This is a genomic window from Streptomyces sp. NPDC024698, from assembly GCF_055559015.1.
Genome location: NZ_JBVHLK010000001.1, coordinates 359,450 through 381,794 on the forward strand (window position 1 = coordinate 359,450; position 22,345 = coordinate 381,794).

Consider the following 22,345-nt stretch of genomic DNA (forward strand, 5'->3'; position numbering starts at 1 on the left):
CTCCTGAACTCCCGTGACCTGTCGGTCGGTTCGGGTCGATGGACCGGGTACCCCCGTTTCACGCCGGCAGACCCGCCCGTGCTCGGGCGGGTCTGCCGGAGGCGAGAGGGTCAGATGTGACCGACGCCCGCGCCGGCTTCGGCGTTCTCACCGCGCTTGGTGAGCAGCGCGACGAAGACGGCGACCACGGCGACCACGGCGGCGACGAGGCACGCGAGGCTCATGCCGGAGATGAACGTGTCGTGCGCGACCACGGAGATCTTCGCCGCGATGGCCTCCGGGGTGCCCTTGGCCACCGGCGCCGCGCCCTGCTGCACGGCCTGCGAGGCCAGGGCCTCCTGCGCGCCGGTGAGCTTGGGCAGACCGGCCGCGACCCAGTTGCCCGCGAGGTCGTTGTCGACCTTGGAGGCCATCACGGCGCCCAGGACGGCCGTGCCGAGGCTGCCGCCGATCTGCATGGCCGCCTGCTGGAGACCGCCGGCGACACCGGAGAGCTCCATCGGGGCGTTGCCGACGATGACCTCGGTGGCACCGACCATGACCGGCGCGAGGCCGAAGCCGAGGAGGGCGAACCAGATGGACATCAGACCGCTGGAGGTGTCGGCCTTCAGCGTCGACATGCCGTACATGGCGATCGCGGTGGCCGCCATGCCGCTGGCGAGCGGGATGCGCGGGCCGAGCTTGGTGATGGCCAGACCCGCGAGCGGGGAGCCGACGATCATCATGCCGGTGAGCGGGAGCAGGTGCAGGCCCGCGTCGACCGGGCTCATGCCGTGCACGTTCTGGAGGTAGAACGTCACGAAGAACAGGCCGCCCATGAAGGCGATGGCCATGAGCACCATCAGCACCACACCCGCGGAGAGCGGGACGGAGCGGAAGAGGCCGAGCGGGATCAGCGGTTCCTTCACGCGGGTCTCCCAGAAGGAGAACAGCGCGAAGCCGAGGACGGACAGACCGAGGAAGAGCCAGGTCTTGCCGTCGCCCCAGCCCCAGGCCGGGGCCTTGATCAGGGCCCACACCAGGCAGAACATCGCGCCGGACAGCAGCACGATGCCGAGGATGTCGAAGGAGCGCGGGGCGTTCTCGGCGCGGTGGTCGAGCAGGATCAGGATGCCCAGGGTGAGGGCGATCAGGCCGACCGGCACGTTGATGAAGAACACCGACTGCCAGCTGACGTGCTGGACGAGCAGACCACCGAGGATCGGGCCGCCCGCCGTGGAGGCGCCGATGACCATGCCCCAGATGCCGATCGCCATGTTCAGCTTCTCGGCCGGGAAGGTCGCGCGCAGCAGGCCGAGCGCGGCCGGCATCAGCAGCGCGCCGAACAGGCCCTGGAAGACACGGAAGGTGACCACCAGGGCGATGCTGTGCGACAGGCCGATCGCGCCGGACGCGGCGGCGAAGCCGGTCACGCCGATGAGGAAGGTCTGGCGGTGGCCGAAGCGGTCGCCGAGCTTGCCCGCGGTGATGAGGGAGACCGCGAGGGCGAGGAAGTAGGCGTTGGTGATCCACTGGACGTCGGCGAAGGTCGCGCCGAGGTCCTTGGCGATGGCCGGGTTGGCGATGGCCACGATGGTGCCGTCCAGGGCCACCATCATGACCCCGACGGCCACGGTGATGAGGGTGAACCACGGATGGCCGCGCAGGCCCGTGGACGGAGCCTGGTCGGACGGGGAGTCCGGAGTCTTGTCCTCCGGGCCCGTCTTCTCGATGGTGGTCTGACTAGTCATTTTTCGAGGCTAGTGACAGCGGCTGACAATTGACAAACCGATTCACAAGTCGGTAACTGTCACGTCACTCACAGATAGGCTGAACTGGGCGAACTGTTGGCGAAGGAGAGCGCGGCACCATGACAGACACGGTCCCCCCGGCGCACGCGCCACGCCCCGGGCTGCGGGAGCGCAAGAAACAGCGCACCCGGGACGCGCTGCTGCGGGCCGCCCTCGAACTGTTCACCTCGCAGGGGTACGAGCGGACCACCGTCGACGAGATCGCCGAGGCCGTCGACGTCTCCCAGCGCACCTTCTTCCGCTACTTCGCCGGCAAGGAGGACGCCGCCCTGTTCCTCCAGCGGCTCACCGAGTCGCATTTCATCGCCGCGGTGCGCGAACGACCGGCCCACGAGGCTCCGTTGGAGGCGCTGCGCCGTGCGGTCCTGGAGAGCTGGGACACCATCGGCGAGGCGATCGAAGAGGTGGTGCCCATCGAACTGCACATGCGCACCTACCGATTGATCGAGTCGACGCCCGCGCTGCTCGCCGTGCATCTGCGCCGCTCGGAGGAGATCGAGGAGGAGATCGCGCGGCTCATCGCCGAGCGCGAGGGCCTCGACGTGGACACCGATCCGCGCCCGCGCATCGCGGTCGCCGTGTTCGGCGGGGTGATGCGGGTCACGGGCCGGATGTGGGGCGCGGGCGAGGACACCAGCGTCGAGGCGATCCGCGAGCTGACCGCGACCTATCTCGACCATGTGGGGCCCGCGTTGGCGGAGAAGTGGGGCAGCGCGCCGCGGTGACAACAGGTGACGTCTCGTGACGTCACGTCACCGTCAGGGACTTCCGCGGCTCCCGCATGGAACCCCGTACCCGCCCGCGCCCGTTGTTACCGATGACACCCGGCGGACCCTTCCGCGAAAGACGTCAGGGAATCACAACACCCCCATACGCAGCGTCACATATCGCACACGCGTAGCGGGAATGTCCGTACAGAGTGTCACCATTTAACTCAAACTGAACCCGGTTTGCCCCAATCACCCCATCAGAAACGTGATCCCAGTCACTCGTTTAACGGGAGGCTCCCCACTTCTCCTAGGGTGTCCTCTCAGTGACTTCCTTCGACACCACCCCCCAACTCAACGTCTGGCGCGCACTGCTCGCGCTGGCCGTGGTGTTCGTGATGCTGGCCACCAGTGGCTGGACCGCGATCCACAGCCACCGTGCGGCCTCGGCGCTCCAGGCGTCCCGCTCCGCGTGGGCGCACGGCAGCCTGGCCGGACACAGACTGCCCGCCCCCGACTCCGATCCCGGTCTGCTGTCCCAGTTCTTCAGCACGCTCGATGCGCAGCAGCGTTCACGGCTCGTCCACCGTTATCCGCTCGCGGTCGGCAACATGAACGGTGCGCCGGTGACCCTGCGCTACGCGGCGAACCGTGTCGCGCTCCGACACGAGCGCACGGTCGAGCGCGAGCGCATGCACGACGACCGGCTCTCCTCCGCGGGCCACTACGACGCTGGCCGCCGGATGCACCGCTACGAAGCGCTGCTGGACAAGGGCCGCGAGATCCTCGCCTTCGACCCCAACGGCTCGGGCCGGGTCGCCGAGGTCTTCGGCGACCTCGACACGGCCCGCCGTGTCTCGGTCGTGGTCCCCGGTGTCGACACCGACCTGCTCACCTTCCAGCGCACGTACAAGCAGTACTCGGCGCCCGTGGGCATGGCCGACGCGCTGTACAAGGAGGAGCGCTCGGCGGACCCGGCCGCGCGGACGGCCGTGATCGCGTGGGCGGACTACACCGCGCCCAGCGGACTCGGCATCGACTCGGCCACCGCCATGCGGGCCGAGGAGGGCGCGGTGCGGCTGAACGCGCTGGTACGGGCGCTGCCGGGCGGCTCGCAGGTGGCGCTGTACTGCCACAGCTACGGCTCGGTCCTGTGCGGGGTGGCCGCTTCCTCACTGCCCTCGCGGGTCTCCGACATAGCCGTGGCGGGCAGCCCCGGCATGCGGGCGGCGAACGCGGCGAACCTGCACACCACCGCCCGGGTCTGGGCGATGCGTGACGCGGACGACTGGATCCAGGACGTGCCGCACCTGGAGGTCGGAGGCCTCGGGCACGGAGCGGACCCGGTCTCGAAGGGGTTCGGGGCACGCCTGCTGTCCGCCGAGGGGGCGAAGGGCCACGCCGGCTACTTCCAGCCGGGCACGGAGAGTCTCCGCAACTTCGCGGAGATCGGGATCGGCGCGTACCGCTCCGTCAGCTGCGCGCGCGACGACGACGCCTGCCGGACGGGTTTGTCCGCCGGTACGTCGGCCTGACGCGCGTAGAGGACGAAAAACTGCGGTCCGCCCAGAGAGGCGACGGAGGCTTGCGTGCCGCATACGATGGCCCGCATGGGTGACGTACTGGCCGGTTTTCATGCCGCCTGGGAGTTCGAGTCCGACTCCGTGCTCATCCGCTTCGAACGGGGGATCCGTACACCGAAGCTGTTCCAGGCGCTCGGTGAACGCCGTATCCCCCTGGCGGCGATCGCGGCGGTGACGCTGACGCCCGGGAAGCGAGGCACGGTCGTTCTGCGTGTGGTGCCGAGGCCCGGCGCCGATCCGCTGATGGAGGCGGCCGCGGGACAGCTCAAGGAGGGGTGCGACCCGTACCGGCTGGTGCTGCCGGCCGACCGCGAGACGCTCGCGGAGTACTACGCGGACGAGCTGCGCGGCCGGCTCACGGCGGACGACGAGCCCGCCGAGCGTTTTCTCGTGAAGCCGCCCGAGGGGCCGCTGGTCTTCAAGGCCTACGACGGGAAGGCGTCCTTCGACGGCAAGACGGTGTCCTTCCGGTGGTTCTGGACGGGCGCGTCCTCGGCGAAGTGGAAGGCCGGCGACCAGACCTTCCCCGTCTCCGCGCTGTGCGGGGTCGAGTGGCGCTCCCCCGAGGTGTTCGAGGGCCATCTGCGGCTGCTGCGCCGGGATCCCGCGCCGGCGCATCCCGCCCAGGCGGACCAGGACCCCGCGGCGGTCGTCTTCGGGCTCGGGTACGGGCCCGTCCACGAGTCGCTGCCGTTCGCGGCGGCCGTGCTCGCCGCCACGCGCTCCGGGAGTCCCGCGCCCGTCGTCGCGGCTCCCGCGCCGCACCGCGACCCGGCCGACATCGCCGACCGGATCCGGCATCTCGGCGAACTGCACGAGGCCGGGCTGGTCACGGACGAGGAGTTCTCGGTCAAGAAGGCGGAACTGCTCGCCCAGCTGTAGCGGGCCGGCACCCCTGGGGTGCCGGCCACACCCGTCCGCCGGCCGGACCGCCCCTGTCAGGGCTGTCCGCCGTCAGGGATCCGCCGTCAGGAACGCTCCGAGGCGAGGGCGCGGCTCGCGTCCCCGTAGAAGCCGATCTTCCGGTCCAGCACGGCCAGCGTGTCCTGGAGCTCCGCGATCCGGGCCCTGACGTCGCGGCGCGTGGCCTCCAGGAGCTCGTAGCGGTCCGTGTACGTGTGATCGCCGGCGCGCACCATCTCCGCGTAGCGGACCATGTCGGCGACCGGCATCCCGGTGAGCCGGAGCTTGCCGACGAGGCCGAGCCAGTCCAGGTCGCGGTTGCTGTAGCGGCGCTGGCCGGTGTGCGAGCGGTCGATGTGCGGCATGAGCCCGATGCGCTCGTACCAGCGCAGGGTGTGCGCGCTGAGGCCGGTGAAGGCGACGACCTCGCTGATCGTGTAGTTGTCGCGGCCGTCGGGGCGCCGCGGCTCCCGCTCGGGGGGCTCGGCGCAGCTGTCGGTCCCGGTGGCCTCGGCTGTGGTCTCCATCACCGTCATGCCCCCACGCTAAAACCTTCGAGCGCACTCCAGGCAAGCCGAACCGGCGGAAAATGCCAGGACATGGCCGGGAGGTGGTGGATACCGTGCCGATCATGAGTCTCGTACGCCGTGCCACGCCCGAGGACGGCCCGGAAGTGCTGCGCCTGCGCCAGGTGATGATCCACGCGCTGTTCGACGCCGGCTCGTCCAGTTCCTGGCACGCCGCCTCGCTGCCGACCGTCCGCGCGAAGCTCGCCGACACCGAGGGCTCCTTCGCCGCGTTCGTGATCGACCACCCGGACCGGCCGGGAGCCCTCGCGTCCCTCGTCGCGGGGACGATCGACTACCGGATCGGGCGGGAGGACAATCCGCACGGCGCGGTCGGGCACGTCTTCAGCGTCGCCACCGATCCGGACGCCCGGCACCGCGGCTATGCCCGCGCCTGCATGGAGGCCCTGCTCGACTGGTTCCGCGCGCGCGGGGTCGCCCAGGTCGACCTGAACGCCTCCGCCGAGGCCGAGCCGCTCTACACGGCCCTCGGCTTCGTCCACAAGCGCGACCCCTCGATGCGGCTGACGCTCTGACCGCCTTAGGCTCGGGGCATGTCCTTGCAGAGTCTGGCGCTGATCTCGAACTGGCCCGTTCCCACCGCCGCCGCGGCGGTCGTCCGCGCGGACGGCACCGTGGCCGGATCGCACGGGCCCGGCGGGCACCGGTTCGCGCTGGCCTCCGTCACCAAGCCGCTCGCCGCCTACGCCGCGCTCGTCGCGTACGAGGAGGGGGCCATCGAGCTCGACGAACCCGCCGGTCCCGCCGGTTCGACCGTCCGCCATCTGCTCGCGCACACCTCGGGCCTGGCCTTCGACGAGCACCGGGCGACCTTCACCCCCGGGCAGCGGCGGCTGTACTCCAACGCCGGCTTCGAGGTGCTCGGGGACCACATCGCCAAGGCGGCGGACATGCCCTTCGCGGAGTATCTGCGCCAGGCGGTCCTCGAACCGCTCGGCATGACCGGCACGACGCTGGACGGCTCTCCCGCCAGGGACGGTGTCTCGACCGTGGACGACCTCGTGCGCTTCGCCGCCGAGCTCCAGGCGCCGCGCCTCCTCGACCCGCGCACGCTCGCGGAGGCGATGACCGTGCAGTACCCCGGGACCAAGGGCGTGCTGCCCGGCTACGGCCACCAGAACCCCAACGACTGGGGGCTCGGCTTCGAGATCCGCGACTCCAAGTCGCCCCACTGGACGGGGAGTTCGTCCTCGCCGCGCACCTTCGGCCACTTCGGTCAGGCCGGTACGTTCCTGTGGGTCGACCCGGCCGCGGGCGCCGCCTGCGTCGCGCTGACCGACCGGAACTTCGGTCCCTGGGCGATCGAGGCGTGGACGCCGTTCACGGACGCGGTGCTGGCCGAACTCGCCTCCTGACCCGGGCCGGGCGCCGGCCCCGGCGACCGCAGGGGCCGGATGCCGCGCCCCGGCGTCAGCCGAGCGTCATCTCCCACACCAGCAGCTCCGCCGGTGCACCCGCGACCAGTTCCAGGTCCTTGGCGTCGGTGATCCGGGCCGCGTCCCCCTCCCCCAGCTCCACGCCGTCCAGCCGGACCTCGCCGCGCACGACGTGCACGTAGACGCAGGGCGCGTCGGGGACGGCCGTGCGCTCGCCCGCCGTCAGCCGGCGCACATGGAGCATGGCCCCCGCCTCGGGGACGGCGTACGGGGTGGAGTCGGCGATGCCGCGGACGGTCTCGTACGCCGGGTCGCCGCCCGGCTCGATCGGCGCGAGCCACATCTGGACGAAGACCAGCGGCAGTTCGCCGTCGTTGCGCTCGACGTGGCGGACGCCGCCCGCGGAGCTGAGCCGCTGGACGTCGCCGTGCCGCAGCACCGACTCGTTCCCCGACGAGTCGCGGTGGGTCAGCTCGCCCTCCACCACCCAGGTGACGATCTCGGTGTGGCTGTGCGGGTGCTCGTCGAAGCCTGCGCCGGGGGCCAGCCGCTCCTCGTTGCAGGCGATCACCGCGCCGAAGCGGAGGTTGTCGGGGTCGTAGTGCGGGCCGAAGGAAAAGGCGTGGAGCGAGGAGATCCCGGCCGCCGGGTCCCCTCCGCGGTAGCGCTCGTCGGCGCGGCGGACGTCCATCACCCCACCACGGTAGCTCCGGCCCGGCACACACCCCCGCTTACTTGCGACCCGCCGCCGCACGGCTCCGTCCGGATAAGGCAGTCTTGTCCCGTGCCCGAACCCGAAGCCAGCAACACCGAGCGCCCAGCCCACGACGTCGACGCGCACACCGCGACCCTCAAGCGGCTGGAGAAGTCGGCCGGCAGTCTCGCCGCCCAGGCCATCACGAGGATGGACGAGACGCTGCCGTGGTACCGGGCCATGCCACCGGAGAACCGGTCGTGGATCGGTCTGGTGGCCCAGGCCGGTATCGCGGCCTTCACCGAGTGGTTCCGTCATCCGGACGCCCCGCAGGCCATCTCCACCGATGTCTTCGGCACCGCGCCACGCGAGCTGACCAGGGCCATCACGCTGCGCCAGACGGTGGAGATGGTGCGGACGACAATCGAGGTCATGGAATCGGCCATCGACGAGGTGGCGGCCCCCGGCGACGAGTCCGTGCTGCGCGAGGCGCTGCTGGTCTACGCCCGCGAGATCGCCTTCGCCACCGCCCAGGTGTACGCGCAGGCGGCGGAGGCGCGCGGCGCGTGGGACGCCCGCCTGGAGTCGCTCGTGGTGAACGCGGTTCTCTCCGGCGAGGCCGACGAGGGCGCCGTCTCCCGGGCCGCCGCGCTCGGGTGGAACTCGCCCGAACATGTCTGCGTGGTGCTGGGCACGGCACCCGACGGTGACAGTGAGCTGACGGTCGAGGCGATCCGGCGGGCGGCACGGCACGCCAAGCTCCAGGTGCTGACGGGGGTGCTCGGGGACCGGCTGGTCGTCATCGCGGGCGGCAGCGACAACCCGCTCGCCGTCGCCAAGTCGCTGATCGGTCCGTACGCCGCCGGATCGGTCGTCGCCGGGCCGATCGTGCCCGACCTGCTGGCCGCGACCCGGTCCGCGCAGGCCGCCGCGGCGGGACTCAAGGCCTGTTTCGCCTGGCAGGACGCCCCGCGTCCGGTTCTGGCGGACGATCTGCTGCCGGAGCGCGCGATCGCCGGAGACCCGGCTGCCCGCGACCAGTTGGTGGAGGAGATCTACAGACCGCTGGAGGAGGCGGGCTCGGCGCTCCTGGAGACGCTCAGCGTCTATCTGGAGCAGGCGAGCAGCCTCGAAGGCGCGGCCCGGATGCTGTTCGTCCATCCCAACACCGTGCGCTACCGGCTGCGACGTGTGACTGACGTCACCGGCTGGTCGCCCTCGGATGTTCGGTCGGCGTTCACGCTGCGGATCGCGCTGATCCTGGGGCGTCTGGCCGATGGAGATCCACAAACCTAGGCTTTTGTCGGGGCCCTACAATTCCCCCTCGTGTTCTTCGTCCCTGTCCCCACGGGCGGTCGTGGCCGTCCACAAGAGAGAGTGTGAGAGTGCTCGTACTCGTCGCTCCCGGCCAGGGCGCTCAGACGCCCGGCTTCCTGACTCCTTGGCTCGACCTCCCCGGCGCCGCCGAACGCCTCGCCGCGTGGTCGGACGCCATCGAGCTGGACCTTGCCCACTACGGCACGCAGGCCGACGCGGACGCGATCCGTGACACGGCCGTCGCGCAGCCGCTCCTGGTCGCCGCCGGGCTGCTGTCCGCCGCCGCGCTCGGTGACGTCACCCCCGGAGCCGTCGCCGGCCACAGCGTCGGCGAGATCACCGCCGCCGCGTTCGCGGGAGTGCTCGACGACACCGCCGCGCTGACCCTCGTGCGCAGGCGCGGCCTCGCGATGGCCGAGGCCGCCGCCATCACACGGACCGGCATGTCGGCGCTGCTCGGCGGGGACCCCGACACGACGGTCGCGCACCTGGAGAAGCTGGGGCTGACCCCGGCGAACGTGAACGGCGCCGGCCAGATCGTGGCCGCGGGCACGCTGGAGCAGCTGGCCGCGCTGGAGGCGGACAAGCCCGAGGGTGTCCGGCGGGTCGTGGCCCTGAAGGTGGCGGGCGCGTTCCACACGCACCACATGGCCCCCGCGGTCGACGCGCTGGCGAAGGCCGCCGAGGAACTGACTCCGGCCGACCCGCGGGTCACGTACGTCTCGAACCGTGACGGCCAGGCAGTGGCCTCCGGTACCGAGGTCGTCTCCCGCCTGGTCGGCCAGGTCGCCAACCCGGTCCGCTGGGACCTGTGCATGGAGACCTTCCGGGAACTCGGCGCGACCGCGCTGATCGAGGTGTGCCCCGGCGGCACGCTGACCGGTCTGGCCAAGCGCGCGCTGCCCGGCGTCCCGACGCTGGCATTGAAGACCCCCGACGACCTGGACGCGGCTCGCGAACTCATCGCCGAGCACGGCGCCGGCTGAGGAGCCCGAGAGCATGTCGAAGATCAAGGCACCCAAGGGCGCTCCGTTCGCGCGCATCCTCGGCGTCGGCGGTTACCGTCCCGTCCGGGTGGTGCCCAACGAGGTGATCCTGGAGACGATCGACTCGTCCGACGAGTGGATCCGTTCGCGCTCGGGCATCGAGACGCGGCACTGGGCCTCCGACGAGGAGACCGTCGCCGCGATGTCGATCGAGGCGTCCGGCAAGGCCATCGCCGACGCCGGGATCAACGCCGACCAGATCGGCGCCGTGGTGGTCTCCACCGTGTCGCACTTCTCCCAGACCCCGGCCATCGCCACCGAGATCGCCGACAAGCTCGGCACGAACAAGGCCGCGGCCTTCGACATCTCGGCCGGCTGTGCGGGCTTCGGCTACGGTCTGACCCTCGCCAAGGGCATGATCGTCGAGGGTTCGGCGGAGTACGTCCTCGTCATCGGCGTGGAGCGGCTGTCCGACCTGACCGACCTGGAGGACCGTGCGACGGCCTTCCTGTTCGGCGACGGCGCGGGCGCGGTCGTCGTGGGCCCCTCCGAGGAGCCGCACATCGGCCCCACCGTCTGGGGCAGCGAGGGCGACAAGGCCGGCACGATCAAGCAGACCGTGCCGTGGGACCGCTTCAAGGTCGGCGACGTCTCCAACCTCCCGCTCGACTCCAAGGGCGAGATCAAGTTCCCTGCCATCACGCAGGAGGGCCAGGCGGTCTTCCGCTGGGCCGTGTTCGAGATGGCGAAGGTCGCACAGCAGGCGCTGGACGCGGCCGGGATCAGCTCGGACGACCTGGATGTCTTCATTCCCCACCAGGCCAACGAGCGGATCATCGACTCGATGGTGAAGACGCTGAAACTGCCGGGACACGTCACGGTCGCGCGTGATGTGCGCACCACCGGCAACACCTCGGCCGCCTCGATCCCGCTCGCGATGGAGCGGCTCCTGGCGACCGGTGAGGCGAAGAGCGGCGACACCGCGCTCGTCATCGGCTTCGGGGCGGGTCTCGTGTACGCCGCGACCGTCGTTACCCTCCCCTAGGCACTCCGTACCGGATCATCCGGTCCGTACGGAACATCGCCACCCCTCTGGAAACACACCGAAGGAGCGCCTGACATGGCCGCCACTCAGGAAGAGATCGTCGAAGGTCTCGCCGAGATCGTCAACGAGATCGCCGGGATCCCCACCGAGGACGTCCAGCTGGACAAGTCCTTCACCGACGACCTGGACGTCGACTCGCTGTCCATGGTCGAGGTCGTCGTCGCCGCCGAAGAGCGCTTCGACGTCAAGATCCCGGACGACGACGTCAAGAACCTCAAGACCGTCGGCGACGCGACCGCCTACATCCTCGAGCACCAGGCCTGACCTTCCGGTCACCTGGGCCGACCGTCCGGGTGACCGGGGCCGCGTGCCCCGGTTCGCCCTGGCTGATGCCCCGCCACCCGGCGGTGGCGCCGCTGAATCCTCGTATCCGTTGGAGAAAGAATTCCCGTGAGCCCGACCAATCGCACCGTGGTCGTCACCGGTATCGGCGCAACCACACCGCTGGGTGGCGACGCAGCCTCTACCTGGGAGGGCCTGATCGCCGGACGTTCCGGCGTCCGCCCCCTCGAACAGGAGTGGGCCGCCGACCAGGCCGTCCGTATCGCGGCGCAGATCGCCGTGGAGCCGGGCGAGGTCATCCCCCGCCCGCAGGCCCGCCGTCTCGACCGCTCGGCGCAGTTCGCGCTGATCGCGGCCAAGGAGGCCTGGGCCGACGCCGGTTTCACCGACAAGGCGGGCGAGGACCCGAGTGTCGACCCCGACCGGCTGGGCACGGTCATCGCCTCCGGCATCGGTGGTGTGACCACTCTGCTCGACCAGTACGACGTGCTGAAGGAGAAGGGCGTTCGCCGCGTCTCCCCGCACACCGTTCCGATGCTGATGCCGAACGGTCCCTCCGCCAACGTGGGTCTCGCCGTGGGCGCCCGCGCCGGTGTGCACACCCCGGTCTCCGCCTGCGCCTCCGGCGCCGAGGCCATCGGCTACGCCATCGAGATGATCCGCACGGGCCGCGCCGACGTCGTCGTCGCCGGTGGCACCGAGGCGGCCATCCACCCGCTTCCCATCGCCGCGTTCGGCAACATGATGGCGATGTCCAAGAACAACGACGACCCCGAGGGTGCCTCGCGCCCCTACGACGTCGCCCGTGACGGCTTCGTCCTCGGCGAGGGCGCAGGCGTCATCGTCCTGGAGTCCGCCGAGCACGCCGCCAAGCGCGGCGCCCGCGTCTACGCGGAGGCGGTCGGCCAGGGCATCTCGGCCGACAGCCACGACATCGTGCAGCCGGAGCCGGAGGGCCGCGGCATCGCGCACGCCCTCCAGAGCCTGCTCGACAACACCGACCTGGACCCGGCCGAGATCGTGCACGTGAACGCGCACGCCACCTCGACGCCCGCCGGTGACGTGGCCGAGCTCAAGGCGCTGCGCAAGGTGTTCGGCGACCACGCGGACCACTTCGCGGTCTCCGCCACCAAGTCGATGACCGGTCACCTCCTCGGTGGCGCCGGCGGTGTCGAGTCGGTCGCGGCCGTGCTCGCCCTGTACCACCGGCTCGCCCCGCCGACCATCAACGTCGAGAACCTCGACCCCGAGGCCGAGGCCGCCGCCGACATCGTGCGCGGCGAGGCCCGCAAGCTGCCCGTCGAGGGCCGTATCGCCGCGCTGAACGACTCGTTCGGCTTCGGCGGGCACAACGTGGTCCTGGCGTTCCGCTCCGTCTGACGCCGGTTGCGCGGCTCCGTACGGCGTGTGGCCCGTACCCCTGGTTCACGGGGTACGGGCCACACGCCGTACGTGTTTGCTGTTCGCGTTCGGGCGCCCTTGACGGAGCGTCACGTCGCGGGGTCACACCACCTGGTGCAGCCAGCGGACCGGGGCGCCCTCGCCCGCGTAGCGGAAGGGCTCCAGCTCGTCGTCCCAGGGCTTGCCGAGAAGCTTGGCGAGGTCGGCCTCCAGGTCGCTCTCGCCGCGCTGGGAGCGCAGCAGCGCGGCGCGCAGCCGGTCCTCGGGGATGAGGATGTCGCCGTGGATCCCGGTGACCGCGTGGAAGATGCCGAGCTGAGGGGTGCAGCTGTAGCGCTCGCCCTCGGCGGTGGGGCAGGGCTCGGCGGTGACCTCGAAGCGCAGCAGGTGCCAGCCGCGCAGCGCGGAGGCGAGCTTGGAGGCGGTGCCGGCCTCGGCCTTCCAGGAGAACTCGGATCTCCAGGTGCCCGGCGCGGCGGGCTGCCGGATCCAGTCGAGGTTGACGCGTGTGCCGAGCACCCCGGCGACCGCCCACTCGACATGCGGACACAACGCGCGGGGCGCGGAGTGCACGTAGAGAACTCCACGTGTCGTCACTGGGGCCTCCGGACAGAGCGAGACATCTTGTAACTTAGCGGAACGGCAGTGGCAGGGCGGCCACGTGGCGAGGCTACCCTGCGGCGGCGCAAGGAGTGTGACGTACCGTCGGTCCAAGCGCCGTGAACCGCCGAGGTTTCACCCGGCGGGACGTGTCCGGACTCCCCTGCCGGGGATCCGGGTCCGCCTCCCGGGTGGAGACGGCCGCACCAGGGAAACGCGGCGCGACCGACCGTGTACGACGTGGTGCGACCGACCGCGCGGAGCGGATGCCGACCAACCCTGTACAACGAACGAGGAGACCAGGGGATGCGGAATCGCAGCCACCGTTCGCGGGCCGTCCTCGCCGTCGCCGCGGCGGCGGCTCTCCTGGGCACCGCCGCCTGCGACTCCTCGGCTCCCCGCGGGACCGCGAAGCCGCGGCCTTCGGCGAAGCCCACGCCGGTCTGGGACCGCAGCCCGGACTCCATGGCCGCGGTCGGCGACTCGATCACGCGCGGTTTCGACGCGTGCAGCGTGCTGTCCGACTGCCCCGAGGTGTCGTGGGCGACGGGCAGCGATCCGCGGGTCGACTCGCTCGCCGTACGGCTGCTCGGCCCCACCGGCGCGGCCGAGCGGAGCTGGAACTACGCGGTGACCGGCGCACGGATGGCCGACCTCCCCGGCCAGATGGAACAGGCGGCGGCGCGCGGCCCCGAGCTGGTGACGGTGATGGCGGGCGCGAACGACGCCTGCCGCTCCTCCGCCTCGGCGATGACGCCCGTCGCCGACTTCCGCGGCGAGTTCCAGGAGGCGATGAGCACGCTGCGCCGGGCCCTGCCCAAGACCCAGGTGTACGTGTCGAGCGTGCCGGATCTGAAGCGGCTCTGGTCCGAGGGGCGCGGCAATCCGCTGGGCAAGCAGGTGTGGAAACTGGGCATCTGCCCGTCGATGCTCGGTGACGCGGACTCGCTGGGCTCGGCGGCGACGCTGCGGCGCGGCCAGGTGTGGGACCGGGTGAAGGAGTACAACCAGGTGCTGCGCGAGGTGTGCGCCAAGGACCGGCGCTGCCGCTTCGACGGGAACGCGGTCTTCGACTACCGCTTCGGCACCGACCAGCTGAGCCACTGGGACTGGTTCCACCCGAGCAGGGACGGCCAGGCCCGACTCGCGGAGATCGCCTACCGCACAGTCACGTCACGCGAACCCGTCACCTAGGTCCTGTCGTCAAATCCCCGCCTGCGCGGGGACGCCATGCACGCTCCCCCAAGCTCTTCGAGCAGGGGGCACCCCCACTCGGCGCACCGGCCCCAAACCCGAGTACGTCCCGTACGCAGGCCTGGGGCCGGCACGCCGAGAGCACGCACTTGACGCCACCGCGCCCGCCCTTCGGGCGGACGACGGGGATTTGACGACAGGACCTAGGGTTTCTCCCATGAGCGAACTTTTCGGCACACTTTCCGACGGCACCCCGGTCCACCGCTGGACGCTGGAGCGCGGTGGAGTCCGGGTGCGTGTGCTCACGTACGGCGGGATCGTGCAGTCGGCCGAGGTGCCGGACCGGGACGGGCGGGCCGTGGACGTGACCCTGGGCTTCCCGGCCCTTGAGGGGTACACGGCCCATCCCGAGCCGTACCTCGGCGCGCTGGTCGGACGGTACGCGAACCGCATCGGCGGAGCGCGTTTCCCGCTGGACGGGGTGACGTACCGCCTGGAGGCGAACAACGGGCCCAACTCGCTGCACGGCGGCGACGGCGGTTTCGACAAGCGCGTGTGGGACGCGGAGCCGCTCGAACACGGGCTCAGGCTCTCCCGGGTCAGCCCGGACGGCGAGGAGGGCTTCCCGGGCCGTCTGGAGGTCTCGGCGACGTACACGCTGGACGAGCGGGGCGCGCTGCGGATCGCCTACGAGGCGGTCACCGACGCGCCGACCGTGGTGAACCTGACGAACCACACGTACTGGAACCTCGGCGGCTCCGGCAGCGCGCTCGGGCACGAACTCCGGCTCGACGCCTCGCGGTTGACGCGGGTGGACGGGACCCTGATCCCGACCGGGGAGCTCGACCCGGTCGAGGGCACCCGCTTCGACTTCCGCGAACCCCGCAAGACCGGAGCGGGCTACGACCACAACTACGTCCTGGACAAGGGGACCACCGGCGCTCCCGTGGAGGTCGCCGAGCTGTACCACCCGGAGTCCGGGCGGGTGCTGACGGTCGCGACCACCGAACCCGGCCTCCAGCTCTACACCGCCGACCACCTGAGCGACCCCTTCGCCCCGAACGACGGCATCGCGCTGGAGACCCAGCACTTCCCCGACTCCCCGAACCGGCCGGACTTCCCGAGCACCGAGCTGCGGCCGGGCGGGGTGTACCGCTCCGAGACGGTGTACGGGTTCTCGGTGCGGTCCTAGGTCGTATCCGCGGGGCAAACGGCGGGCCCCGGGCCGGAGGTCAGGTTCCGGGCCGGGGCCGGCCGAAGGCGGGCGCGTTGTTCACGCCTCGATGATCGTGCGCAGGCGAGGGTCCGTGAGGGAACGGCCTGCCTGAATCTCGTACGAACCCTTCACAAACGCCCACGTGTCCGTGGCCGTGTCCCAGATCTCGAAAGCGCGGCGCGGGAGTTCCACGACGGCCTCGACGCTCTCGCCCGGCGCGGCCTCGACACCGGCGAATCCGGCGAGCGCCCGGACGGGCCGCTCGGTGCCCGCTCCGGCGGGGGCGAGGTAGACCTGGACGACCTCGCGCCCGGCGCGCTCACCGCGGTTGCGGACCCGGACGGTGACTCTCGTGCCCTCGACCTCGATGGACTCGTACGCCCAGTCGGTGTAGCCGAGGCCGTGCCCGAAGGCGTACGAGGGGGTCCTGCCCTCCTTCTCCCAGGCGCGGTAGCCGATGAAGAGGTCCTCGGTGTACGGGAGTTCGCCGCCCTCGGGGCGTACCCGGGTGACCGGGGCGTCGGCGAGGGAGCCCCAGGTGGTGGGGAGCCGGCCGCCCGGCTCGTGGGCGCCGGTGAGGACGTCGGCGAGGGCCGCGCCGCCCTCCTGGCCCGGGAACCAGCTCAGGAGCACGGCGGCGACCTCGTCGCGCCACGGGAGTTCCACCGGGGAGCCGGAGTTGACGACCACGACGGTGTTCGGGTTGGCGGCGGCGACGGCGTGGACCAGCTCGTCCTGACGGCCGGGGAGCCCGAGATCCGCGCGGTCGAAGCCCTCGGACTCGACGCGTTCGGTGGTGGCGACCACGACGACGGCGGTGTCGGCGGCGCGGGCCGCCGCGACCGCCTCGGCGATCAGTTCGTCCGCGTCGCGCACGGGCTCCTGGTGGGCGAGCGAGAAGCCGACGACCCTCATCGGGACGTCCTCGGGGAACACGACGACGTGGGTGAGGGAGACCTCCACCGGTTCTCCCGCGGCGAGTTCGGCCCGGCCGCGGGCGACGGGGGCGCCGAAGAACGTCACGAAGGGGTCGTCCTTGGGGGCGCCCTGGACGTCGTCGAAGTACGTCGTGCCGTCGACGGTGAGGGTGAACGCGCCCAGGCCCTTGATGCCGAAGGTGTGCGTTCCCGACGCCCGCGGGGTGAAGGTGCCGGTGAGTTCGACGCTGTGCAGGTTCGTGGGGGTACCCCCTGCTCGAGCGGAGTCGGGAGCTTGGGGGAGGGTGACCCCCTCGGGCAGGTCGTCGCCCATCCACTGGATCTGGCCGTTCGGGGCGGAGGCGGTGGCGATGACCCGGCCGGAGCTGTCGCGGCAGACCGCGCGCAGCTCGAACCCCTTGTCGGCGACGGGGAGTTCGACGGCGAGGTCGGCGCCCACGGCGTAGGTCACCGCGCCCTCGGGCAGTGCGGCGGTGAGGCCGTCGAGGGGCGAGACGATCGAGGCGGGGAACACGGTCGCGGAACCGCCGCCGAGCACGCGCGCGTCGCGGGCCGCGGCGCCGATGAGGGCGACCCGATGCCCCTCGGGGAGCGGCAGGGCGCCTTCGTTGCGGACGAGGACGAAGCCCCGGCGGGCCACCTCGCGGGCCAGCGCCGGTCCGTCGACGGCCGCGGGCGGTTCGCTCACGACGGGTTCGGCGCCCTCCAGCGCGCCGACGCGCGCGGCGAGCCGGAGCACGTTGCGGACGGCCGCGTCGACCGCGGACTGCGCCACCTCGCCGGCCCGCACGGCGGCGGCGAGCGGTTCCCCGTAGACGGTCCGGGGGCCGGGCATGGCGACGTCGAGGCCGCCCTCGATCGCGGCCCTGGTGTCGCGGGCCGCCATCCAGTCGGAGACGTTGAAGCCGTCGAAGCCCCATTCGCCGCGCAGGACGTCGTTCACGAGCCGGCGGTGCTCGCTCATCGTCGTGCCGTTGACGGAGTTGTAGGCGGTCATGACGCCCCAGGGGCGGGCCTTGTCGACGATGGTCTCGAAGGGCGCCAGGTACAGCTCGCGCAGGGCGCGTTCGGAGACGAGGTTGTTCACGGTGAAGCGGTCGGTCTCGGCGTCGTTGGCGACGAAGTGCTTGACGGTGGTGGCGACCCCGCCGGACTGCACGCCCCGGACGTAACCGCTGCCGATCGCGCCGGTCAGGAGCGGGTCCTCGCTGTAGGCCTCGAAGTGGCGGCCGCCGAGCGGTGAGCGGTGGAGGTTGACGGTCGGGGCGAGCAGGACGTGGACGCCCTTGCGGCGGGCCTCCTGGGCGAGCAGCACGCCGGCGCGGCGGGCCAGCTCCGGGTCCCAGCTCGCGGCGAGCGCGGTGGGCGAGGGGAGCGCGACGGAGGGGTCGTCGGCGCTCCAGCGGACACCGCGGACGCCGATGGGGCCGTCGGACATGACGAGGGAGCTCAGCCCGATCTCGGGGAGCGCGGGCAGGGCCCACATGTTCCGTCCGGACAGCAGCCGGGCCTTCGCGTCCGGGCCGAGCCGGCCCAGGGCCTCCTCGACGACGGCCTCGCGGGCCGCGTCCGCCGTCCCTTCCGCGTCCTGTCGGCCGTTCCCCGTCCCCACCGCAGTCTCCGCCATGGCGGCACCTCCTCGTCGAAAGCCGTCGCTCTCCCCACATCGTGCCTCCGGCGGGCCCCGCCCGTGGCCGTGACGGACAGGCTCGGTACCGGTGACGTGCCGGACGCGGAGGCGGTGGACGGCCGCGTTCGGGCGGCTCCGGAGGTCAAGCCGGCCGGCGCGACGCCCGTGCGGAACTCCCGCCGTACGGCGCCGGATTCGCCCGGCCCGAGGGTTGCGGAACGCCGGTCAGGAGGTGGTGCTCCGCTCCTCGGGCGCCCCGTCGGAGTCCGTCTCCGGGGCGGCCTCGGTGGCCTCGTCCGTCTCGCCCTCGCGGATCTCCTCGCCGAGCAGGTCGCGGGCCATCAGCGTGGCGCCCGCGACGGCCCCCGGCATCAGGAACACGGCGACGAACGGAACGAGGAAGGCCAGGCCCAGCGGGGTGCCGAAGCCCCAGACCAGGCTCTTGCGGGAGCGGAGCAGCGCGAGGCGCTCGCGGAGGTCGACATCGCGGCGCTGGAGGGCGACGGCGACGAGTTCCTCGGCGAGGAAGAAGCCCGTGACGAGGAAGCCGAGCACCGGGACGACGGTCTGGCCGACGAAGGGAACGAAGCCGAGCGCGAAGAGGAGCACCCCCCAGAGGAGGGCCCGCACGAGGACACGGAGGCTGTCGCGTGCGGAGATCCACAGCTCGTGCCAGAGCGGCCGCCCCGACTCGGGGGCCGTGCCGTCGGGCGAGACGTCGCGGTCGACCTTCTCCGAGAGGCTCTCGTAGAAGGGCTGGCCTATGAGCAGGGTGACCGCGGTGAAGGTGAGGACGGCGAGCAGGAGCGCGAGCGCGAAGAGGACGGCGGTGAGGAAGCCGCGGAAGAGGCCGGCCCAGGGGCTGGACCAGCCGTCCGCGAACGGCGTCGCCCAGGTGACGAAGCCCTCTCCGTACACGCCGAGGGCGACGAGCGCCGCCGCGTAGAGCACGAGCGTGATGAGCCCCGGCAGCAGTCCGAACCCGAAACTCTTCCCGTGCCGGACCACCCACCGCTGGCCGCGCAGCAGATAGCCGAAACCCACCCCAAGATCGCGCATGGGGAGACCCTATCGGGGTGCCGTGGCGGACCACGAGACAGGAGACGGAGGGCGCCTCCCCCGGGCCGGGGACACGGGCGGAGGCCGTCTGGCCCCGACCGCGGGATGCGCACGAAGACCGCCTCCCCGGTGTCGGGGAGACGGCCTCGGTCTGGTGCGGGCGCAAGGCGCCGCCGGGCGGGCGTCGGCGCCGCGTCGCCGGGGGTCAGAGCTTGACGATCATCTTTCCGATGTTGTCGCCGCGCAGGACGCCGAGGAACGCCTCCAGGTTGTTCTCGATGCCCTCGACGACCGTCTCGGCGTACTTCAGCTCACCGGAGCGGATCCAGGCACCGACCTCCTGGACGAACTCCGGCTGGAGGTCGTAGTGGTCGCCGACGAGCAGGCCCTGGATGCGGCCGCGCGTCTGGATCAGCCGGGCCAGGTTCCTCGGGCCGGGGGCGGGCTCGGTGCGGTTGTAGACGGAGATCATGCCGCAGATCGCGATGCGGCCGTCCCGGTTCAGGGAGCCGATGGCCGCCTCCAGGTGGTCACCGCCCACGTTGTCGAAGTAGACGTCCACGCCGTCGGGCGCGGCCTCGCGCAGCTGCTGGGAGACCGGGCCGTTCTTGTAGTTGAAGGCCGCGTCGAAGCCGTACTCCTCGACCAGCAGTTTGACCTTCTCGTCGGACCCGGCGGAGCCGATGACGCGCGAGGCTCCCTTGAGCCGGGCGATCTGGCCCACCTGGCTGCCGACGGCGCCGGCGGCCCCGGACACGAAGACGGAGTCGCCCTCCTTGAAGGAGGCGGTGCGCAGGAGCCCGGCGTACGCGGTGAGGCCGGTCATGCCGAGGACGCCGAGGTACGTCGACAGCGGCGCGGCCTCGGGGTCCACCTTGACGGCCTGCTTGGCGTCCACGACGGCGTACTCGCGCCAGCCGAGGAAGTGCAGCACGTGGTCGCCGACCTCGATGCCCTCGGCGTCGGAGGCGATGACCTCGCCGACCGCGCCGCCCTGCATGGTCTCGCCGAGCTCGAAGGGGGCGACGTAGGACTTGGCGGCGCTCATCCGGCCGCGCATGTACGGGTCGACGGAGACGTACGCGTTCCGTACCAGGACCTCGCCCGGACCCGGCTGCCGGACCTCGGCCTCGACCAGGGCGAAGTCGGAGGGCTGGGGCGAGCCGACCGGGCGGCTGGCCAGATGCCATTCACGGCCGGTGGAGGGGAGCTGGGGGGTCTCGGACATGAGGGTGCGCCTTTCACGGTGACGGGCGGGCGGTCAAATACTTCAGTACCTCAAACAACCATGCGCCTGAATATTTCATGATGTCAAGTAACCCGGTAGACTCGTCGGCATGGCCACCCACAAGAGACCACGGATCGACCCCTTGACCATGGAGGTCGTCGAGTTGATCGGCACGGTCGTGGCCCGCTACCACGACGAGTACGAGGACGCGGCCGCCGAACACGCCCTCACCGGCGCGCAGGCGCGGCTGCTGAGCCTGCTCTCGCTGGAGCCGCTGCCGATGCGCCGACTGGCCCAGAAGCTGAGGTGCGAGCCGTCGAACGTCACGGGGATCGTGGACCGGCTGGAGACCAGGGGTCTGGTGGAGCGCCGCCCCGACCCGGCGGACCGGCGGGTGAAACTGGCGGCGGCCACCACCGAGGGCCTCAGCATCGCCGGGGGGCTGCGCGACTCGCTCGACTTCGCCCGCGAACCCCTGGCGGAGCTCTCGGACGAGGAGCGGCTGGCCCTGCGCGACCTGCTGCGCCGCATGCTGGGCGAGACCCCGGGCACCGGGAGCGCCTGAGCGCGCGGGGCGTCTCGCGAACGGACGGCGCCCGCTCGCAGCACCATGACGCGGCGGGTGCGGAACACCCCGCGTCACGGGAACCGGAACACCGTGCGCCACGGAAACCGGAACCGTTCACGGCGGCGGGACCGGCACGCCGGCCAGGCGGCGCCTCCGTCGGCGCCGGGGGGCGGGCGGAATCGCCGGGGACCTCCCGGAACGGGGTCACCTCCCGGCGGGCGACAGGCCTAGGTACACCACCACAGGAAGCGATTGCAGCCGGACGAGGTCGAAGGTGCCGGGGCGGGGGCCGACGGGGCCGGGGACGTGGTGGCGGGGGCCGTCGTCCGGGGTGCCGAGGTGACGGTCGCCGGGGCCGAGGCGGACCGGCCGGGGAGCGGGCCGGCGCTCGCCGATCCGTCGGCCCCGGCGACCGTCCCGTTCGTCGCCGCCGGAGATACGGAGCGGGAGGCGGAGGCGGATCCGGAGGCCGTTGAACCGGGCGTGCGGCCGGCCGACGGGGAGCGGGAGGCGGAGCTCTTCGGGAGCGCGGACGCCGCGGGCGAGGCCGAGCCGTCGGGTGATTCGGCCGCCGCCGGACTCGGGCCGAGGCCGGGCGCGTCGACGCCGAGTTCGGCAAGACTCAGACCGCCGGCCGCGAGGACGAAGCCCACGGCTATGTACAGGGTGCGGCGGCGCTTGCGGCGGTGCGCCGCGGCCTTGCGGTCACGGCGGCTGACTCCGGCCGGCGCCTTCCGGCCCCCAGGGTCGTCCTGTCCCGCCCCGTCGTCCGGGACACCGGCCCCACGTCGGCGCGCGGCGCGCCGGGAGCGCCACTCGACGTCGCCGTCCTCGGCGTGGCGCGGGTCGGCGCCGGCCCCCGGGCGCGCACCGGTCCCCTCGGCGTCCGCTCCGAGTTCGTCGACCGGGGTGCCGCACCCGGGACAGGCGAGCGCGCCGTTGAGGTGCCTGCGGCACACGTGGCAGTAGTCCATGACGCGGGAAGACTAGGGTCACCGCCGGTAACGTTCCTAGGCGCAGTTGTGAAGATGTTGTGCGGAATTGATTATTCCGGTCCGTTGGGTCCGGGTAACCCCGACCATTCCCCGCCATCCTGCGCCCATCGCGTCGAAACCGTTATGCGCGCGACCCATTGACACCCCCCGGGCGGCGTCCTTACTGTCACGCCAACATTTCGAACA

Annotated in this window: 21 protein-coding genes; 13 read left to right on the forward strand and 8 right to left on the reverse strand. The window is 71.8% G+C overall.

Going from position 1 to position 22,345, the window contains the following annotated elements; all coding sequences use genetic code 11:
* Positions 1 to 110: 110 nt before the first annotated feature.
* A complete protein-coding gene (locus ACZ4AA_RS01595; protein WP_467593534.1) occupies positions 111 to 1,730 on the reverse strand; it encodes an MFS transporter in 1,620 nt (539 codons plus the stop codon).
* A gap of 119 nt (positions 1,731 to 1,849) precedes the next feature.
* On the opposite strand from ACZ4AA_RS01595, the gene ACZ4AA_RS01600 reads away from it, so the two are divergent.
* The 3 genes from ACZ4AA_RS01600 to ACZ4AA_RS01610 all read left to right on the forward strand — a co-directional run bounded on the left by ACZ4AA_RS01600 (position 1,850) and on the right by ACZ4AA_RS01610 (position 4,962).
* Positions 1,850 to 2,515: a TetR family transcriptional regulator gene (locus tag ACZ4AA_RS01600; protein WP_467593537.1), complete on the forward strand. Its 666-nt coding sequence runs from the start codon at positions 1,850 to 1,852 to the stop codon at positions 2,513 to 2,515.
* Between the two features lie 308 nt (positions 2,516 to 2,823).
* Positions 2,824 to 4,032: an alpha/beta hydrolase gene (locus ACZ4AA_RS01605; RefSeq protein WP_467593540.1), complete on the forward strand. Its 1,209-nt coding sequence runs from the start codon at positions 2,824 to 2,826 to the stop codon at positions 4,030 to 4,032.
* 75 nt (positions 4,033 to 4,107) lie between these two features.
* Positions 4,108 to 4,962: a DUF4429 domain-containing protein gene (locus tag ACZ4AA_RS01610; protein ID WP_467593543.1), complete on the forward strand. Its 855-nt coding sequence runs from the start codon at positions 4,108 to 4,110 to the stop codon at positions 4,960 to 4,962.
* 86 nt (positions 4,963 to 5,048) lie between these two features.
* Here the strand turns inward: ACZ4AA_RS01610 and ACZ4AA_RS01615 are convergent, their stop codons facing one another.
* The gene (locus ACZ4AA_RS01615) at positions 5,049 to 5,519 is read right to left on the reverse strand and encodes a MerR family transcriptional regulator (protein WP_467593548.1); all 471 of its coding nucleotides are present in this window, start codon (positions 5,517 to 5,519) and stop codon (positions 5,049 to 5,051) included.
* 95 nt (positions 5,520 to 5,614) lie between these two features.
* Here ACZ4AA_RS01615 and ACZ4AA_RS01620 point away from each other — a divergent pair, with 95 nt between their 5' ends.
* A complete protein-coding gene (locus tag ACZ4AA_RS01620) occupies positions 5,615 to 6,085 on the forward strand; it encodes a GNAT family N-acetyltransferase (protein ID WP_467593551.1) in 471 nt (156 codons plus the stop codon).
* 18 nt (positions 6,086 to 6,103) lie between these two features.
* Positions 6,104 to 6,925 carry a serine hydrolase domain-containing protein gene (locus ACZ4AA_RS01625; RefSeq protein ID WP_467593554.1) on the forward strand — a complete coding sequence of 274 codons (822 nt, stop codon included), beginning with the start codon at positions 6,104 to 6,106 and terminating at the stop codon, positions 6,923 to 6,925.
* 55 nt (positions 6,926 to 6,980) lie between these two features.
* On the opposite strand, the gene ACZ4AA_RS01630 is transcribed toward ACZ4AA_RS01625, so the two are convergent.
* Complete coding sequence (locus ACZ4AA_RS01630; protein WP_467595081.1) at positions 6,981 to 7,637, reverse strand: pirin family protein; 657 nt, start codon at positions 7,635 to 7,637, stop codon at positions 6,981 to 6,983.
* Between the two features lie 93 nt (positions 7,638 to 7,730).
* Between ACZ4AA_RS01630 and ACZ4AA_RS01635 the strand changes: the two genes are divergently transcribed.
* From ACZ4AA_RS01635 to fabF, 5 genes are all read left to right on the forward strand, one after another.
* Complete coding sequence (locus ACZ4AA_RS01635; RefSeq protein WP_467593556.1) at positions 7,731 to 8,936, forward strand: PucR family transcriptional regulator; 1,206 nt, start codon at positions 7,731 to 7,733, stop codon at positions 8,934 to 8,936.
* An 89-nt stretch (positions 8,937 to 9,025) separates the two neighbouring features.
* Positions 9,026 to 9,943, forward strand: a complete 918-nt coding sequence (locus ACZ4AA_RS01640; RefSeq protein WP_467593559.1) for an ACP S-malonyltransferase — start codon at positions 9,026 to 9,028, stop codon at positions 9,941 to 9,943.
* A 13-nt stretch (positions 9,944 to 9,956) separates the two neighbouring features.
* Positions 9,957 to 10,988 carry a beta-ketoacyl-ACP synthase 3 gene (locus ACZ4AA_RS01645; protein WP_467593561.1) on the forward strand — a complete coding sequence of 344 codons (1,032 nt, stop codon included), beginning with the start codon at positions 9,957 to 9,959 and terminating at the stop codon, positions 10,986 to 10,988.
* Between the two features lie 75 nt (positions 10,989 to 11,063).
* Positions 11,064 to 11,312 carry an acyl carrier protein gene (locus ACZ4AA_RS01650; protein ID WP_339129164.1) on the forward strand — a complete coding sequence of 83 codons (249 nt, stop codon included), beginning with the start codon at positions 11,064 to 11,066 and terminating at the stop codon, positions 11,310 to 11,312.
* A 126-nt stretch (positions 11,313 to 11,438) separates the two neighbouring features.
* Positions 11,439 to 12,710: a beta-ketoacyl-ACP synthase II gene (gene fabF / locus ACZ4AA_RS01655; protein WP_467593564.1), complete on the forward strand. Its 1,272-nt coding sequence runs from the start codon at positions 11,439 to 11,441 to the stop codon at positions 12,708 to 12,710.
* Between the two features lie 123 nt (positions 12,711 to 12,833).
* Here the strand turns inward: fabF and ACZ4AA_RS01660 are convergent, their stop codons facing one another.
* A complete protein-coding gene (locus ACZ4AA_RS01660) occupies positions 12,834 to 13,328 on the reverse strand; it encodes a DUF3145 domain-containing protein (protein ID WP_467593567.1) in 495 nt (164 codons plus the stop codon).
* Positions 13,329 to 13,637: 309 nt separating this feature from the next.
* Here ACZ4AA_RS01660 and ACZ4AA_RS01665 point away from each other — a divergent pair, with 309 nt between their 5' ends.
* Positions 13,638 to 14,525: an SGNH/GDSL hydrolase family protein gene (locus ACZ4AA_RS01665; RefSeq protein ID WP_467593569.1), complete on the forward strand. Its 888-nt coding sequence runs from the start codon at positions 13,638 to 13,640 to the stop codon at positions 14,523 to 14,525.
* Between the two features lie 217 nt (positions 14,526 to 14,742).
* Positions 14,743 to 15,717, forward strand: coding sequence for an aldose epimerase family protein (locus tag ACZ4AA_RS01670; RefSeq protein WP_467593572.1), 975 nt, complete (start codon positions 14,743 to 14,745; stop codon positions 15,715 to 15,717).
* A gap of 81 nt (positions 15,718 to 15,798) precedes the next feature.
* Here the strand turns inward: ACZ4AA_RS01670 and ACZ4AA_RS01675 are convergent, their stop codons facing one another.
* The 3 genes from ACZ4AA_RS01675 to ACZ4AA_RS01685 all read right to left on the reverse strand — a co-directional run bounded on the left by ACZ4AA_RS01675 (position 15,799) and on the right by ACZ4AA_RS01685 (position 20,596).
* Positions 15,799 to 18,306 carry a glycoside hydrolase family 3 protein gene (locus tag ACZ4AA_RS01675; protein WP_467593575.1) on the reverse strand — a complete coding sequence of 836 codons (2,508 nt, stop codon included), beginning with the start codon at positions 18,304 to 18,306 and terminating at the stop codon, positions 15,799 to 15,801.
* Positions 18,307 to 18,534: 228 nt separating this feature from the next.
* Complete coding sequence (locus ACZ4AA_RS01680; RefSeq protein WP_467593579.1) at positions 18,535 to 19,368, reverse strand: EI24 domain-containing protein; 834 nt, start codon at positions 19,366 to 19,368, stop codon at positions 18,535 to 18,537.
* Between the two features lie 205 nt (positions 19,369 to 19,573).
* Complete coding sequence (locus tag ACZ4AA_RS01685) at positions 19,574 to 20,596, reverse strand: NADP-dependent oxidoreductase (RefSeq protein ID WP_467593581.1); 1,023 nt, start codon at positions 20,594 to 20,596, stop codon at positions 19,574 to 19,576.
* A gap of 109 nt (positions 20,597 to 20,705) precedes the next feature.
* On the opposite strand from ACZ4AA_RS01685, the gene ACZ4AA_RS01690 reads away from it, so the two are divergent.
* The gene (locus tag ACZ4AA_RS01690) at positions 20,706 to 21,161 is read left to right on the forward strand and encodes a MarR family winged helix-turn-helix transcriptional regulator (protein ID WP_467593584.1); all 456 of its coding nucleotides are present in this window, start codon (positions 20,706 to 20,708) and stop codon (positions 21,159 to 21,161) included.
* 230 nt (positions 21,162 to 21,391) lie between these two features.
* On the opposite strand, the gene ACZ4AA_RS01695 is transcribed toward ACZ4AA_RS01690, so the two are convergent.
* The gene (locus tag ACZ4AA_RS01695) at positions 21,392 to 22,138 is read right to left on the reverse strand and encodes an SCO2400 family protein (RefSeq protein ID WP_467593587.1); all 747 of its coding nucleotides are present in this window, start codon (positions 22,136 to 22,138) and stop codon (positions 21,392 to 21,394) included.
* Between the last annotated feature and the right edge of the window lie 207 nt (positions 22,139 to 22,345).